At 48.4% G+C, this 15,577-nt stretch carries 14 protein-coding genes; 10 read left to right on the top strand and 4 right to left on the bottom strand.

Annotated features, from left to right (window positions below; translation table 11 throughout):
* Positions 1 to 188: 188 nt before the first annotated feature.
* The 3 genes from OQ477_RS19050 (at position 189) to OQ477_RS19060 (ending at position 3,544) form a co-directional block, all read left to right on the top strand.
* Positions 189 to 1,646: an aldehyde dehydrogenase family protein gene (locus OQ477_RS19050; protein ID WP_265973495.1), complete on the top strand. Its 1,458-nt coding sequence runs from the start codon at positions 189 to 191 to the stop codon at positions 1,644 to 1,646.
* Between the two features lie 465 nt (positions 1,647 to 2,111).
* Complete coding sequence (locus OQ477_RS21115) at positions 2,112 to 2,516, top strand: methyl-accepting chemotaxis protein (protein WP_370466150.1); 405 nt, start codon at positions 2,112 to 2,114, stop codon at positions 2,514 to 2,516.
* A gap of 128 nt (positions 2,517 to 2,644) precedes the next feature.
* Complete coding sequence (locus OQ477_RS19060; protein ID WP_007408956.1) at positions 2,645 to 3,544, top strand: SDR family oxidoreductase; 900 nt, start codon at positions 2,645 to 2,647, stop codon at positions 3,542 to 3,544.
* 49 nt (positions 3,545 to 3,593) lie between these two features.
* Here the strand turns inward: OQ477_RS19060 and OQ477_RS19065 are convergent, their stop codons facing one another.
* The gene (locus OQ477_RS19065) at positions 3,594 to 4,661 is read right to left on the bottom strand and encodes a glycosyltransferase (RefSeq protein WP_007609987.1); all 1,068 of its coding nucleotides are present in this window, start codon (positions 4,659 to 4,661) and stop codon (positions 3,594 to 3,596) included.
* A 158-nt stretch (positions 4,662 to 4,819) separates the two neighbouring features.
* Between OQ477_RS19065 and OQ477_RS19070 the strand changes: the two genes are divergently transcribed.
* From OQ477_RS19070 to OQ477_RS19080, 3 genes are all read left to right on the top strand, one after another.
* Positions 4,820 to 6,709: an ABC-F family ATP-binding cassette domain-containing protein gene (locus OQ477_RS19070; RefSeq protein WP_132106422.1), complete on the top strand. Its 1,890-nt coding sequence runs from the start codon at positions 4,820 to 4,822 to the stop codon at positions 6,707 to 6,709.
* A gap of 190 nt (positions 6,710 to 6,899) precedes the next feature.
* The gene (locus OQ477_RS19075) at positions 6,900 to 7,322 is read left to right on the top strand and encodes a MerR family transcriptional regulator (RefSeq protein WP_265973497.1); all 423 of its coding nucleotides are present in this window, start codon (positions 6,900 to 6,902) and stop codon (positions 7,320 to 7,322) included.
* Between the two features lie 63 nt (positions 7,323 to 7,385).
* Positions 7,386 to 8,570: an MFS transporter gene (locus tag OQ477_RS19080; RefSeq protein ID WP_265973498.1), complete on the top strand. Its 1,185-nt coding sequence runs from the start codon at positions 7,386 to 7,388 to the stop codon at positions 8,568 to 8,570.
* A gap of 43 nt (positions 8,571 to 8,613) precedes the next feature.
* On the opposite strand, the gene OQ477_RS19085 is transcribed toward OQ477_RS19080, so the two are convergent.
* Entirely contained in the window at positions 8,614 to 10,170 is a 1,557-nt protein-coding gene (locus OQ477_RS19085) for an ABC-F family ATP-binding cassette domain-containing protein (RefSeq protein ID WP_072588884.1), read from the bottom strand.
* A gap of 171 nt (positions 10,171 to 10,341) precedes the next feature.
* Between OQ477_RS19085 and OQ477_RS19090 the strand changes: the two genes are divergently transcribed.
* Positions 10,342 to 11,472, top strand: coding sequence for a DEAD/DEAH box helicase (locus tag OQ477_RS19090; protein ID WP_265973499.1), 1,131 nt, complete (start codon positions 10,342 to 10,344; stop codon positions 11,470 to 11,472).
* 73 nt (positions 11,473 to 11,545) lie between these two features.
* Complete coding sequence (locus tag OQ477_RS19095; protein WP_229041549.1) at positions 11,546 to 11,992, top strand: GNAT family N-acetyltransferase; 447 nt, start codon at positions 11,546 to 11,548, stop codon at positions 11,990 to 11,992.
* Positions 11,993 to 12,046: 54 nt separating this feature from the next.
* On the opposite strand, the gene OQ477_RS19100 is transcribed toward OQ477_RS19095, so the two are convergent.
* Together OQ477_RS19100 and OQ477_RS19105 are read right to left on the bottom strand one after the other, a co-directional pair.
* Entirely contained in the window at positions 12,047 to 13,066 is a 1,020-nt protein-coding gene (locus OQ477_RS19100; protein WP_265973500.1) for an NADP-dependent oxidoreductase, read from the bottom strand.
* Between the two features lie 128 nt (positions 13,067 to 13,194).
* Positions 13,195 to 13,545, bottom strand: coding sequence for a DUF3212 family protein (locus OQ477_RS19105; protein ID WP_265973501.1), 351 nt, complete (start codon positions 13,543 to 13,545; stop codon positions 13,195 to 13,197).
* Between the two features lie 191 nt (positions 13,546 to 13,736).
* Between OQ477_RS19105 and OQ477_RS19110 the strand changes: the two genes are divergently transcribed.
* Positions 13,737 to 14,084 (top strand): general stress protein, encoded by a 348-nt coding sequence (locus OQ477_RS19110; protein WP_003155650.1) that lies wholly within the window; start codon positions 13,737 to 13,739, stop codon positions 14,082 to 14,084.
* A gap of 162 nt (positions 14,085 to 14,246) precedes the next feature.
* On the top strand, positions 14,247 to 15,512 hold the full coding sequence (locus tag OQ477_RS19115; RefSeq protein ID WP_265973502.1) for a pectate lyase family protein: 1,266 nt from the start codon (positions 14,247 to 14,249) through the stop codon (positions 15,510 to 15,512).
* Positions 15,513 to 15,577: the final 65 nt, after the last annotated feature.

Genomic DNA, 15,577 nt, shown 5'->3' on the forward strand with positions numbered 1-15,577 from the left:
TTATATTGTCGAAATTTCTCGCAGTCAATTAAAGAATTTTCCACTTTAAAAGGACAAAGCTAAAAAGCGTCGATGCACGGAAGGAACGGGAATTTTATTGTGAAATAGTTCAATTTTCTCACCTTAAGACCGATACAAAAGATGACTCATCAACTAATTTCAAGTTTCGGTGAAAGGGAGATGTTTACATGTTTCAATATGAAGAACTAAATAAGCAGTTTATCGGCGGCCGATGGAGGGATGGAAGCAGCCGGAACGTATTGGAAAACAGAAATCCTTATACTCAAAAAGTCATCACCTCATTCCAAAAAGCGACGTCTGATGACGTGGATGCGGCATATCGCGCCGCGGCTCTTGCGAAACAAGAATGGGACAAAGTAAACCCTTTTAAAAAGCGGGCCATTTTGGAAAACGCCGTTTCTTTCATTGAAGAGCACGAAGAAGCGATTATTTACTTAATCATGGAGGAGCTTGGCGGAACACGGCTGAAGGCTGAGTTTGAAATCGGACTTGTCAAAAATATGATAAAAGAAGCCGCAACATTTCCGGTGCGGATGGAAGGGAAAATTCTCCCGTCCACGATTGACGGAAAAGAAAACAGACTGTACAGAATACCCGCCGGAGTCGTGGGGGTGATCAGCCCGTTTAATTTCCCGTTTTTCCTTTCGATGAAATCTGTTGCGCCGGCACTCGGCGCGGGGAACGGCGTCGTGCTGAAGCCTCATGAAGAAACACCGATCTGCGGCGGAACGCTTATCGCGAAAATTTTTGAAGCGGCCGGCGTACCGGACGGGCTGCTGAATGTTATCGTGACGGATATCGGGGAGATCGGCGACAGCTTTGTTGAGCATCCCGTGCCGCGGATTATCTCATTTACAGGCTCAACCGGAGTGGGCAGCTATATCGGACAGCTTGCGGTCAAACACTTTAAAAAACCGCTGTTGGAGCTTGGCGGAAACAGCGCGCTGATCGTGCTTGAGGATGCTGATCTTGAATACGCCGTCAATGCGGCCGTATTCAGCCGGTTTACGCATCAAGGCCAGATCTGTATGTCGGCGAACCGCGTGCTCGTTCACACATCTGTATATGACAAATTTACAGAGCTTTACGAAGCGAAAGTGTCATCGCTGAAAGTCGGCGATCCGATGGACCCTGATACGGTTATCGGCCCTTTAATCAATGAAAGACAGGCGGAAGGTCTGAGACGGTCTGTCGAAAAAGCGATAGAAGAGGGAGCGGTTCCGGTGCTGTCCGGCCGATTCAGCGGAACGGTCGCTGAGCCCGTCATTTTAAAAGATGTGAAACCTGATATGAGCATCGCGAAGGAGGAGCTGTTCGGACCGGCCGTCTGCATCATGCCGTTTGAAACGGAGGATGAAGCGGTAAGCATCGCAAACGCGACACCGTTCGGTTTAAGCGGAGCCGTGCATACGGCAAACGTTGAGCGCGGCGTTGAGTTTGCCAAGCGGATCGAAACCGGCATGATTCACGTCAACGATACGACCATTAATGATGAACCGAACGTCGCGTTCGGCGGCGAGAAGCAATCAGGTCTCGGCAGGCTGAACGGCGAATGGAGCCTTGAAGAATTCACCACGCTGAAATGGATTTCGGTTCAGCATGAAAAACGGCAATTCCCATATTAAGAAGGAGTGAAAGAAATGAGTATACAGACGGAGCAGCACACGCACAGCCTGCTTGACGCTTTTGTCAAAGTTGCGCCTTTTTTAAACAGCCTGATCCAAGATGACATCACCATCGGAATTTATGATACAGAAAAATTAATCGTGAATATTCCGGCTAAAACGTTTTCTCTTAATGTAAAGCCGGGAGACCCGCTGCAAAAAGGGGACATCATTACAGACGCGATCCGCATGAATCAGAAGAAGACAAGCATGGTGCCGAAAGAGCTGTTCGGATTTCCGCTGATCGCCAGAGCGATTCCGCTTCACGATGAAAACGGAAAAGTCATCGGCGGCGTCGGTCTCGGCACGAGCCTTGAAAAATCAGCCAAGCTTCACGATGTCGCTGAAAGCCTGTCCGCCGTCGTGGAACAGACCGCTTCGGCCATCGCGGATATCTCAGAATCCATCAGCGGTTTCTCAGCACAGATGACCGGGATTTCCACTCAGGCGAAACAAGTCAGTGAAAGCGCGGGAGAAATCGCCGACATTTCCGTCACTGTCAAGGGCATCTCGGATCAAAGCAATCTGCTCGGTTTGAATGCGGCCATTGAAGCCGCGAGAGCAGGAGAATCCGGCAAGGGCTTTTCCGTGGTGGCGGATGAGATCCGCAAGCTTGCCACTCATTCAAAAGACAATGTCGGCCAAATTGACCAGATTACGAAAAAAATCCACAGCCTGCTGAAAGGGCTGGAGGACTCAATTGAATCCATCAACCAGAACACAAACGGCCAAGCGGCGGCGGTTGAACAAATTTCTGCCACGATGCAGGAAATTTCGGGAAGCGCCCAGCATTTAGCGAAAATGGCTGAAAACGTACTTGGAGAGTCATAAAAAAAGGGAGCTTACGGGCTCCTTTTTTGTTTTCCCTTTACCAATCGGAAACTGCACTTACACGTTTGATCCATCATGCTCAGGGGTACACATACGAATACATCACCAATGATAAAGGAGAGTCTTGTATGTCTGATGCAAATCTGCACAACCCGCTGACGAAATATGATCATGATGAATTTCCAAAACAATATCAAGAACCGCCCGGTTTGCAAAAAGAGATGAAGCCTGTGCCGGACTGCGGTGAAACAAGCTATAAAGGAGCCGGCAAGCTGAAGGGAAGAAAAGCCCTCGTCACCGGCGGCGATTCAGGTATCGGCCGGGCCGCCGCGATTGCTTATGCCCGGGAAGGGGCGGATGTGGCGATTAACTATCTGCCTGAGGAACAGCCGGATGCTGAAGAAGTGAAAGCGTTAATTGAAAAAGAGGGAAGAAAAGCCGTTCTGCTGCCGGGAGATTTAAGCGATGAAGCGTTTTGCGGAGAATTGGCGGAAAAAGCGTATCAAGAGCTTGGCGGTCTTGACACGCTCGCTCTTGTCGCCGGCAAACAGCAGGCAGTGGATGATATCAGCGATCTTGCCACAGAACAAATCTATCAAACATTTGAAGTCAACGTATTCTCGCTGTATTGGCTCGTCAAAGCCGCGCTTCCGTATCTGCCGGAAGGCGCGTCTATTATCACGACAACGTCCGTAGAAGGTTATAATCCAAGCCCGATGCTGTTGGATTATGCCGCGACGAAACATGCCATTATCGGTTTTACCGTCGGCTTAGGAAAACAGCTGGCGAATAAAGGAATCAGAGTCAACTCGGTAGCGCCGGGGCCGATCTGGACGCCGCTGCAGATTTCGGGAGGACAGCCCGGTGAAAACATTCCGAAATTCGGCAAGGAAACACCGGCCGTTCCATTAAAGCGCGCCGGACAGCCGGCGGAGCTAGCAGGGATTTATGTCTTTTTGGCCTCAGAAGAATCGAGCTATGTGACATCCCAAATTTACAGTGTAAGCGGAGGAATTCCGACAGCGTAATCAATAAGGAGCTGCCCTTCATACGGGGGCAGCTCTTTTTTTTTCGATGTTATGTGCCAAGCACGTTTTGATTATACAGGACACTCGGATGTGACGGATGATAGGAGGCGGCTTTGTCGTTATGAATCTTCGCTTTTTCTCTGTCGCCGAGCTGCCAGTGGCAGACGCAGAGCTGCAGATGGGGATACCAGGTGGAATATTCGAGCTGGGTAAAGCCTGCATCACTGCTTTTGGCGGATAGGGCGAGCTCATACCAAAACACGCCCTGCCGGTATTGCCGTTTCTCCGCAAAATAGTCGCCGAGCCTGCAGCAGAACTCCGGCCGCGGACAATCGATCAGAAATGATTTTAAGAGGGACGTCATGGCGGCCTCTTCATGGCCGACTGCCCTGTAGCAATCGGATAGATATTGGCACGTTCTGATCTCGTCTTCGATCCAGCACTGTTTTGTGGAAAGAAAATGGTGATAATACGTGATGGCGCGCTGATACTGGCCGTGATCCTTTAATTCATTCGCGAAGTAAAACAAATCGCGCGGTGTCATCGTTTCACTGTTTTCCGCCATTTTCTCATAAATCTTCAAGTTGCGGTCTGAGGGAGGCGAGTGCTTTTTCTCGGATTTCCGGTGTGTGACGGCAATATCGGTTTCTATGATGTTTCCGTATACTTCAAGATACTCATGCACGGCTCCGATCCAGCGGAACCCTTTTTCACGCTTGACGAGTCGGTTGCGGCGGTATCTGAAGCTGACCTCTCCCCGAGCATCAAAGCCGACGTGATAATACATGGATACCGCGTCCACCTCTTTTGAAAGCGACGCCTTCAGTTCAATCAGCTTTTCACGGTCCTTTTCCGTCAGTATATCGTCGGCGTCCAGCCACAGAATATAATCCATTTCCGCTTTCGAAAACACAAAATTACGGGCGGCCGCAAAGTGATCGATCCATTCAAAATCATAAATCTTATCCGTATAACGGGCCGCGATTTCTTTCGTCCGGTCGGTCGAGCCCGTATCAGCAATCACAATTTCATCCGCAATGTCTTTGACGGAATCAAGACAGCCCGCAAGCACTTCCTCTTCATTTTTCACGATAACGCACAAACTGACGCTGATCATGTCATCACCTCTTCACCTCCAGTGTATAAAAGGAGAGGCGGAAACATTCTTCGGACAAAATGATCTCTTCCAAGAAATTTGTCTGTCCTTTTACTAGTTTTATTCCAGCGCCTGATTTAAAATGAACACATGAACTTACGTGAGGATTGATAGGGACCATGAGCATCATAAAAGCGGAAAACCTTTATAAAACATACGGAGATAAGACATTATTCGACCATATCTCCTTTCATATTGAAGAGAATGAAAGAATCGGTTTAATCGGCCCGAACGGAACGGGGAAGTCTACGCTTCTGAAAACCATTGCCGGCCTTGAATCAACGGAGGAAGGCGAGATTACGGCTTCAGGAAACGTGCATATTGAGTTTTTGCATCAGGACCCTGAGCTTCCGGCCGGACAAACCGTACTTGAGCATATTTATTCCGGCGGATCAGCCGTCATGAGAACGATGAGAGAATACGAAAAAGCGCTTCAGGCGCTGAATGAAGAACCGGAAAATGACCAGCGCCAGAAACAGCTGCTTGATGCGCAGGCCCGAATGGACGCGAATGATGCGTGGGAGGCGAATACGTTAGCCAAAACGGTTTTAACCAAACTTGGCGTCACCGATCTGATGAAGGATGTCAGCGAGCTGTCCGGCGGCCAGAGAAAGCGCGTCGCGATTGCGAAAAACGTCATCCAGCCGGCTGACCTGCTCATTTTGGATGAACCGACAAACCACTTGGACAATGAAACGATTGAATGGCTGGAAGGCTACTTATCGCAATACCCGGGCGCCGTTATGCTTGTCACGCACGACAGATATTTTCTGAACAGGGTGACGAACAGAATTTACGAGCTTGAGAGAGGCAGCCTTTATACGTATAAAGGAAACTATGAAGTATTCTTGGAAAAACGGGCCGAACGGGAAGCGCTGGCGGAGCAAAAAGAAACAAAACGTCAAAACCTCCTGCGCCGCGAATTGGCGTGGCTCAGAAGAGGGGCGAAAGCGCGCTCGACGAAACAAAAAGCGAGAGTGGACAGAGCGGAGGCGCTCAAGGAGCAAAAAGGGCCGGCAGTCTCCGGATCACTCGATTTCGCGATCGGCTCACACCGTCTCGGAAAACAGGTGATCGAAGCCGATAACGTCACCATTACCTATAACGGCCAAGCGCTGATCAGCCAGTTTAATGAGCTTGTCATCCCGGGGGAACGAATCGGCATCATCGGGCCGAACGGAATCGGAAAAACGACACTTTTAAACAGCCTCGCCGGCAGAATTCAGCCTGACAGCGGCAATATCACCATCGGGCAGACGGTCCGGATCGGCTACTACACCCAGGACCACAGCGAAATGAACGGTGATATGAAAGTCATTGAATATATAAAAGAGACGGCTGAAATCGTCAAAACGGCGGAAGGCGATGTCATCACCGCGGAACAAATGCTTGAGCGTTTTCTGTTCCCGCGTCCGATGCAGCAGACGTATATCAGAAAGCTGTCGGGCGGGGAAAAGCGCCGTCTGTACTTGCTGAATGTACTGATGCAGGAACCGAATGTGCTGTTTTTAGATGAGCCGACCAATGATCTGGACACGGAAACATTAAGCGTGCTCGAAGATTATATCGAACAGTTCCCAGGCGTCGTCATCACCGTATCCCATGACCGCTATTTCCTTGACCGCGTCATTGACCGCCTGATCGTATTTGAAGGACAAGGTGTCATTTCCCGTTTCCAAGGTTCGTACAGTGAATACATGGAACACGCAAAAGCGAAGAAGACGGCGGTAAAACAGCCGGCCGAAGAGAAAAAGGCGGAAGAAGAGCCGAAGAAAAAGCGCAAAAAGCTTTCATATAAGGATCAGATCGAATGGGACGGCATCGAAGACAAAATCGCCGGCCTTGAAGAAAAGCATCAGCGTCTGGAAGCGGAAATCGCTGAAGCGGGAAGTGATTTCGGAAAGATTCAAGAACTGATGGCCGAACAGGCAAAAACGGCTGAAGAGCTTGAAGCGGCGATGGAGCGCTGGACCGAATTGTCACTGATGATTGAAGAACTTGAGAATTAAGAAAAGCCGGTACGGCCCCCGAGAAGATGGCGGGTCATACCGGCTTTTTTTATCTAACACAGATGTTTCCCGGCGCTTTAAAGACAAACGCTTTGTCCAAACCAAGTTTATCAGGCATAAAAAGTTTACGTTTACGTTAAGGTTCAAATGGTGTATAATAGAAACAGATACGACAAGAGGGGGATTCACCTTGGAATGGATGAAGATTGATCAAGTTGCCAAGCGAAGCGGATTGACAAAACGAACCATTCGTTTTTACGAGGAGATTGGTTTGATTCCTGCTCCTAAACGGACAGAAGGCGGCGTCCGGCTTTACTCTGAAGATGATATGGAGGAGCTCGAAAAAGTAACCAGCACAAAAGAAGTGCTCGGTTTTTCCCTTCAGGAGCTTCAGCAGTTTATGGAGATGAGCCGTCAGCTGGAATTAAACAAAGAGGGGTACTTGTTGTCACTGGATCCGAAGGAACGGAAAGAAAAGCTGGAAGAGATTCAGCACACTTTGAACCACCAGCTTGAGATGATTGATGAGAAGATCAGCACATTTCAGCATTTTAAAACGCGCCTTAACGGAATGAAAGAAAAAGCTGAACACGCCATTCAATCAATCGAATGATTTTGCTGTAAACGCTATGGATATAGCGTTTCTTTTAATGGATGAAACAGGAGGTCTGGTCAAATGGATACATCATCACAACAGAAAACAGGCTTATTCAGCCAGCCGAAAGCCGTTTGGGCGGTTGCGTTTGCCTGTGTTATTTCCTTTATGGGAATCGGTCTTGTCGATCCGATTCTTCCGGCGATCGCCGCACAATTACATGCTTCACCTAGTGAAGTATCTCTGTTATTTACAAGTTATTTGCTCGTTACCGGTTTTATGATGTTTTTCTCCGGCGCGATTTCAAGCCGGATCGGCGCAAAATGGACGCTGCTTCTCGGACTTATTTTTATCATCGTGTTTGCCGCCCTTGGCGGAAGCTCAAGTTCAATCGCTCAGCTTGTCGGCTATCGCGGCGGCTGGGGGCTTGGGAATGCTCTCTTTATTTCAACCGCGCTTGCCGTCATCGTCGGGGTATCTGTCGGCGGCAGCGCCAAAGCCATTATTCTGTATGAGGCCGCGCTCGGCTTGGGGATTTCCGTCGGGCCGCTTGCCGGCGGAGAGCTTGGCAGCATTTCATGGCGCGCTCCGTTCTTCGGTGTGTCTGTCCTCATGTTCATAGCGCTTTGCGCGATTTTACTCATGCTGCCGAAGCTGCCGAAACCGGCGAAACGCGTCGGTGTGTTTGATGCGATGAAGGCGCTCAAATATAAAGGCCTTTTGACAATGGCAGTATCTGCATTCTTATACAACTTTGGATTTTTTATTTTGCTTGCTTATTCTCCGTTCGTGCTGGATTTAGATGAACACGGCCTTGGATATGTCTTCTTCGGCTGGGGGTTATTGCTGGCAATTACGTCAGTCTTTACGGCGCCGCTCTTGCACAAAGCGCTGGGAACAGTGCGTTCGCTCGTCGTTCTCTTTATCGCCTTTGCGGTCATTCTCATCGTCATGGGGATCTGGACTGACCATCAGACGTTGATCATTACGTGTATCGTTGTCGCCGGTGCTGTTCTCGGTATGGTGAATACGATCATGACAACCGCTGTGATGGGTTCTGCGCCGGTTGAACGTTCAATCGCGTCTTCAGCCTACAGCTCAGTCCGTTTTATCGGCGGTGCGCTCGCTCCGTGGATTGCGGGAATGCTGTCAGAACACTTCACCGCAAGCACTCCATATACAGTAGGCGGGATCGTCGTTTTTGCCGGCATGCTTGTCCTTCTCATGGGACGCAAACATCTCGCCGGAATAAAAGCCGGACATTAAGAAAAAAAGGAACTTCCGCATGGGCGGGAGTTCCTTTTTGTGTTTACAGCACTTTCGTCGTCCAAGATTCACAATTCCATGTTTCCGTCGCGATATCCATGTAGAACTCGGGTTCGTGGGAAATCAGCAGAATGGAGCCTTTGTATTCTTTCAGCGCGCGTTTCAGCTCTTCTTTCGCATCGACATCCAGGTGGTTTGTCGGTTCGTCAAGCACGAGCAGGTTTGTTTCTGAATTGATCAGCTTGCACAATCTGACCTTCGCTTTTTCTCCTCCGCTGAGAACGGAGACGCGGCTTTCAATGTGTTTGGTCGTCAGGCCGCATTTGGCGAGGGCGGCGCGGATTTCGTACTGGGTAAAGGAAGGAAATTCGCTCCACACTTCTTCGATGCACGTATTGTTATTGGTTTCTTTCACTTCCTGCTCGAAATAGCCCGTGTATTGATGCTCGCCCCGTTCCACCGTGCCTTCCAGCGGCTGGATTTCACCGAGCAGGCTTTTTAACAGCGTCGTCTTCCCGATGCCGTTTGCGCCGTACAGGGCGACTTTCTGTCCGCGCTCCATTCTGAGATTGAGCGGTCGTGACAGCGGAGTATCGTAGCCGATGACTAAGTCCTTTGTTTCAAAAATGAGCTTGCCTGACGTTCTCGCAGGCTTGAAATGGAATTCCGGTTTCGGTTTTTCGGCCGCCAGTTCGATCATATCCATCTTATCAAGCTTTTTCTGGCGGGACATCGCCATATTTCTCGTGCTGACGCGCGCTTTGTTGCGGGCGACGAAATCTTTCAGCTCAGCCACTTCCTGCTGCTGTTTTTTATAGGCGGCTTCGAGCTGCTGTTTTTTCACTTCGTATACTTCCATAAACTGATGGTAGTCGCCGACATAACGCGTCAGCTCCTGATTTTCCACATGATAAATCAAATTGATCACGCTGTTTAAAAACGGAATGTCGTGAGAAATTAAGATGAACGCATTTTCATATTCCTGCAAATAGCGTTTCAGCCATTCAATATGCTGCTCATCAAGGTAGTTGGTCGGTTCGTCCAACAGAAGGATTTCCGGTTTTTCCAAAAGCAGTTTGGCGAGCAGCACTTTCGTCCGCTGTCCGCCGCTTAAATCTGTGACGTCGCGGTCAAGTCCGACATCCTGCAGGCCGAGGCCGCGGGCGATTTCTTCAACTTTGCTGTCAATCACGTAGAAATCATTGTTTGTCAGGGCGTCTTGAATGACACCGACATCTTCAAGCAGCTGCTCAAGCTCATCAGGGTCCGCTTCGCCCATTTTGTTGTAAATCTCATTCATTTCCTCTTCCATTGCAAATAAGTAATGGAACGCATCCTTCAGCACGTCGCGGATCGTTTTTCCTTTTTCAAGCACGGTATGCTGATCGAGGTAGCCGACACGCACGTTTTTCGACCATTCAACTTTACCCTCATCAGGCTCAAGTTTTCCGGTAATAATATTCATAAACGTTGATTTACCTTCGCCGTTTGCTCCGATTAAGCCGACGTGTTCCCCTTTTAAAAGACGGAACGATACATTGTTAAAAAGCGCACGGTCACCAAAGCCGTGGCTTAAATCTTTTACGGATAAAATACTCATCATTACACCTCTATCGTTATCAGACACGCATTTTTTATCATGTGTCTTTCTCATTTATGATTATAAAGGAGGAGACCGTTTGTTAAAAGGCTTGGAAGGAAAAAGAAAATTGCGTTTGGCGCGTGCATTTGAGATACTATGGAGTAGATTTTAAGAATTGAGGAGAACGACATGACCCAAACATGGCCATTTTTACAGCATACACAACCATTTATCGCCGAAAACTGGGAGGCCTCAGGCTTTCAGGAGCCGACCGTCATTCAGGAAAAAGCCGCTCAGGTGATTATGGAAGGGAAAGACGTCATCGCCGAATCCCCGACGGGAACGGGAAAAACATTGGCGTACACGCTTCCGGTTCTGGAGCGGATCAACCCGGAACAGAAACATCCGCAAGTGATCATTTTAGCGCCGTCCCGCGAGCTTGTGATGCAGATTTTCCAAGTGATTCAGGATTGGAAAAAAGGCTCCGATCTTCGCGCTTTGTCTTTGATCGGCGGGGCAAACGTGAAAAAGCAGGTGGAGAAGCTCAAAAATAAACCGCATATCATTGCGGGCACACCGGGCAGGGTGCTCGAATTGATTCAGGCGAAAAAGCTGAAAATGCATGAAGTCAAGACGATCGTTCTTGATGAAGCGGATCAGCTCGTGACAAAGGAACACCGCGAAACGATGAAAAAAATCATTAAAACGACGCTGAAAGACCGACAGCTTTTAAGCTTTTCCGCTACGCTGCAGCCGGAAACAGAACAGGTGCTGAATACCATCGCGCACGAACCGGCCGTTTTGAAAGTGGAGCGGAATACGGCGGAAAAAGCGCGCGTCACACATCAATATCTCGTCTGCGATCAGCGGGATAAAGTAAAGCTATTGCAAAAGCTGTCACGGTTGAACGGCATGCAGGCGCTCGTGTTCGTCAGAGATATCGGAAATTTAAGCGTCTATGCGGAAAAACTTGCCTATCATCACGTGGACCTCGGCATCCTGCACGGAGAAGCGAAAAAAATGGAGCGGGCAAAGATATTATCAGCGTTTGAACGGGGAGAATTTCCGCTGCTTCTGGCGACTGACATTGCGGCGCGCGGACTCGATATCGATGATCTTCCGTACGTCATTCACGCGGACATCCCGAATGAAGACGGGTACATTCACAGATCAGGCCGGACGGGGCGGGCCGGTAAAGAAGGAACCGTACTCAGCCTTGTCACGCCGATGGAAGAATCCAAATTGAAAAAAATGGCCAAATCACTCGGAATTGCGCTGAAAGAGGCCGTTTATTCAGGCGGAAAATTATCTGAGAAATAAGAAACGGAGGGCGGGAAGCCCTTCGTTTTTTTTGTTGTAAAATAATAGAAAAGGTTCAGGCGGGGGCGGGAAGATGGTGTCAATAGACAGATTTCAAATATTGAAGGAACGTGAGCTGAAAATACTTGAACACTGGTTTAAGAACGATAACATCAGACGGAGAATGGATGCGATGCTGCCATTAGACGCGTGGTATGCACGATTGAATAAAGATGAAGACGATACTGTCCTTATGGCATATAACGGGCAGCTTCCGGGAGGCATGGTCTCTATAGAGTTTGTGGAGGAGCGGGCGTATATCGGATTGATCGTCAATCCTTTGTACCAGCTTCAAGGGTACGGAAAACAGATCTTGAAAAAACTGCTGACTGATCCTGGGTTTACCAGCGTGCGGGAATGGGCGGCAAGCATCGAAAAAGACAATCAAATCAGTTTAGCCTGCTTTCAAGCAGCAGGATTCACTTTGGAAGATACGGAGCCTGATGAAGACGGCTTTCTTACTTTGATTCTTCGCGGCTGATCCCAAATAAACAGAAAAGGAGGGGACAAAGCCCTCCTTTTTTTCATCATCATGTTAACTTAGATCACTGACTTTGATGATCTGTTTGCCTTTGTTTTCTCCTTTAAACAGACCGAGGAACGCGTCAGGAATATTGCTGAATCCTTCCGTAATCGTTTCTTCATAATGAAGCTTTCCGTCCTTAAGCCATTCGGCCAATTGTTTCGCACCTTCGGAAAAGCGGTCAGCATAATCACTGACGATGAATCCCTGCATCAGCGCTTTTGTTTTGATCAGCTTCGGCTGGACGCGGGGGCCCATGTCTTCGTCTTCACTTTCGGTATTGTACGATGAGATCGCTCCGCATACCGGAATGCGGGCGAATTCATTCAGCAGGTTTATCACCGCATCTGAAATCGGTCCGCCGACATTGTCAAAATAGACATCGACGCCGTCAGGACATGCCTGTTCCAGCGCTTTTTGAATATCATCCGCCGTTTTGTAATTAATGGCTTCATCAAATTGAAGCTCCTCTTTCAAATACGCGATTTTTTCGTCAGATCCGGCGATGCCGACAACCCGCGCGCCTTTGATTTTGGCAATCTGTCCGACTGTTGAGCCGACGGCGCCCGCTGCGCCTGAAACGACGACGGTTTCGCCTTTTTTCGGACGGCCGATATCGAGCAGCCCGAAGTAAGCGGTCAGTCCGGTCATCCCTAAAATGCCGAGATACGCCTGGGCGGGTGCGATATCCGTATCCAACTTGCGGAGGGCGGACTCATTGACGGCTGAATATTCCTGCCACGCGAGATTTCCGATCACAACATCTCCTTTTTTCAGCTTATCGCCGTCTGTCAGAACCTCGGCAATCACTCCGCCTGTTATGGCTTCATCTAAAGCGAACGGCTCTACATATGATTTTGTATCTTGCATCCGTCCGCGCATGTACGGATCAACGGACACATAACTCGTTTTCACAAGCACTTCGCCGTCTTTCGGTTCGGGAACGGCAATCGTTTCAAAGCGGAAATCGTCATGGGCGGGAACGCCTTTGGGGCGTCTTGCCAATTGAATTTGCTGCTGATTATTCGGCATACTGAATCCTCCTTCAAGATAAGTGGTTGTTCCAAATGTAACACGAACCATTTCCCGATTACAAAATCAAACCGTCAGCGGCCATAAAAAAAGAAGGGCCCAGGGCCCTTCTTTCCTTATATGCATATTTAATAGAATAACCGGTACACATCGGTGTTTTTCTCATGTTCCAAATATTCATAGGCATTCGTTTTTGAAGAATGAAGCATGTCAGCGGTAACGACGGGCTGAAGCGCGATCAGATAAGAACCCAGCCTATTTTCAATTTCTTTCGGCAGAACGGATTCGATATCACCGATATTGATAATGATAGAGAAAACGAAATCGATATTAATATGAAAAGTATCTTCAGCAAAGGCCGTAAGCTCTTTTATTCCATCCGGGCAGCGGGTACGCCGGCGGAATACCTGCTTCACTAAATCACTGACAACCCAAGCGTTAAATCGCTGTTCCGGTGAAAAGTAATGAATAGGAACCACCTCCCTGCTTAATCGGCTCATGAAGATTTTTATTTTTCTGATAAATGTAGCTTTCTCTACTGTAACATGTCCCGCAAGAAAATATCCACCGACAACCTGCCCGTTTTTTCCCGGAACTCTCTTTCTTTTGTTTGATCCTTGGTTGAGCGGGTAAACATCCAATATACAAAAACAAAAGGGAGGACTTATCAATGAAACCGGTAGTAAGAGAATATACAAATGATCAAAAACTGATGCAGGACGTAAAAGAGCTTCAGCAGCTGGGTGTTGCAAAAGAGGACGTGTATGTGCTTTCACATGATGACGACAGAACGGACCGCCTGGCCGATAATACTGATGTCAATACCATCGGAGCGAAAGAAACGGGCATTAAACACGCGGTCGGCAATATGTTTAATAAAAAAGGTGACGAGCTCCGCAACAAAATTCACGAAATCGGCTTTTCAGAAGAGGAAGCGTCACAATTTGAAAAGCGCTTAGATGAAGGAAAAGTTCTTCTGTTTGTCACGGATAACGAAAAAGTAAAGTCATGGGCGTAAGCTGAACAGATCCCAAGGGGTTTTCGATCCCTTGGGATTTTTTGCGGTTTCCGCAATAAAACCGAAAGGCACATTCTGTACATTTTCGGTGCTGTTTCTCAACTGATTTGATACAATTCATTTGTAATAAATTGGAATAAAAAATCAGGAGGAGCACAATTCATGAAAAAAATGTTATTTATGCTGGCGGTTTGTTTATGTATGATCCCTGCGGACGTCTATGCCGCTGATCTGGGACGGCAGACGTTAGGAACAAATGACGGCTGGGGAGCCGCTTCCGGCGGGACAACCGGCGGCGCGAAAGCCTCTTCATCGAATGTATACACCGTATCAAACAGACAGCAGCTCGTTTCCGCATTAGGGGGAAGCGCCAACAGCACGCCGAAGATTATTTACATACAAGGCACAATCAATATGAATACGGACGACCGCAATAAAACGCTCGGCTTTAATGATTATAAAGATCCGGCATATGATCCGAACGCCTATCTGAAGGCGTACGACCCGGACAAATGGGGGAAAAAAGCGCCGTCAGGCACCCAGGAAGACGCCAGACAGCGATCGCAAAAAAACCAGAAGGCGCGGGTCGTGATTGACATTCCTTCAAATACGACGATCATCGGCTCGGGTTCAAATGCCAAAGTGACAGGCGGAAGTTTTAATATAAAGAACGGCGTCGACAATGTCATCATCCGCAACATTGAATTTCAAGACGCTTACGACTATTTTCCGCAATGGGACCCGACGGACGGCAGCAGCGGCAACTGGAACTCGGAATATGACAATATCACCATTAACGGCGCGACGCACATCTGGATCGATCATTGCACCTTTAATGACGGATCGAATCCCGACAGCGGTTTTCCCTACTATTACGGGAGAAAATATCAGCACCATGACGGCCAGACGGATATAGCCAACGGGGCGAATTATATTACATTGTCCTATAATAAATATCATGACCATGACAAAGGCTCCGTCATCGGAAACAGCGACAGCAAGACGTCGGATGAGGGAAAACTGAAGGTGACCCTTCACCATAACTATTACCAGAACATCGTCCAGCGCGCGCCGCGGGTCCGGTACGGACAGGTTCATATTTATAATAATTTTTACGCAGGCTCGAAAAGCGCCGCATACCCGTTCAGCTATGCGTGGGGCGCGGGCCACGCGTCAAAAATATATGCCCAGAATAATGTCTTTGAAGTGCCGGGGCTGGCTGCTGATAAAGTCATCAGCGTCTTCAGCGGCGGAAAAGCGCTTCATGAAGACGGCACTCTTTTAAACGGCGCCTCCATTAACGCGTCAGCCGCCAACGGATTAAGTCAGTCCGTCGGCTGGACACCGTCATTGCACGGTTCCATCGGCTCATCATCAAATGTAAAATCAGATGTTATATCTAAAGCCGGGTCGGGCATATTAAAATAATAAACAAGAAGCACAAAGGAAAATATTCCTTTGTGTTTTTTAATTAACAAAAACGTTTATTAACT

The sequence above is a fragment of the Bacillus sp. ChL18 genome, assembly GCF_026241425.1.
Lineage (GTDB): Bacteria > Bacillota > Bacilli > Bacillales > Bacillaceae > Bacillus > Bacillus velezensis.

Excerpts from the sequence above, each read along its gene's own strand:
- OQ477_RS19050 (WP_265973495.1), top strand. The coding sequence starts at position 189 with ATGTTTCAATATGAAGAACTAAATAAGCAGTTTATCGGCGGCCGATGG.
- OQ477_RS21115 (WP_370466150.1), top strand. The coding sequence starts at position 2,112 with ATGACCGGGATTTCCACTCAGGCGAAACAAGTCAGTGAAAGCGCGGGA.
- OQ477_RS19060 (WP_007408956.1), top strand. The coding sequence starts at position 2,645 with ATGTCTGATGCAAATCTGCACAACCCGCTGACGAAATATGATCATGAT.
- OQ477_RS19065 (WP_007609987.1), bottom strand. The coding sequence starts at position 4,661 with ATGATCAGCGTCAGTTTGTGCGTTATCGTGAAAAATGAAGAGGAAGTG.
- OQ477_RS19070 (WP_132106422.1), top strand. The coding sequence starts at position 4,820 with ATGAGCATCATAAAAGCGGAAAACCTTTATAAAACATACGGAGATAAG.
- OQ477_RS19080 (WP_265973498.1), top strand. The coding sequence starts at position 7,386 with ATGGATACATCATCACAACAGAAAACAGGCTTATTCAGCCAGCCGAAA.
- OQ477_RS19085 (WP_072588884.1), bottom strand. The coding sequence starts at position 10,170 with ATGAGTATTTTATCCGTAAAAGATTTAAGCCACGGCTTTGGTGACCGT.
- OQ477_RS19090 (WP_265973499.1), top strand. The coding sequence starts at position 10,342 with ATGACCCAAACATGGCCATTTTTACAGCATACACAACCATTTATCGCC.
- OQ477_RS19095 (WP_229041549.1), top strand. The coding sequence starts at position 11,546 with ATGGTGTCAATAGACAGATTTCAAATATTGAAGGAACGTGAGCTGAAA.
- OQ477_RS19100 (WP_265973500.1), bottom strand. The coding sequence starts at position 13,066 with ATGCCGAATAATCAGCAGCAAATTCAATTGGCAAGACGCCCCAAAGGC.
- OQ477_RS19110 (WP_003155650.1), top strand. The coding sequence starts at position 13,737 with ATGAAACCGGTAGTAAGAGAATATACAAATGATCAAAAACTGATGCAG.
- OQ477_RS19115 (WP_265973502.1), top strand. The coding sequence starts at position 14,247 with ATGAAAAAAATGTTATTTATGCTGGCGGTTTGTTTATGTATGATCCCT.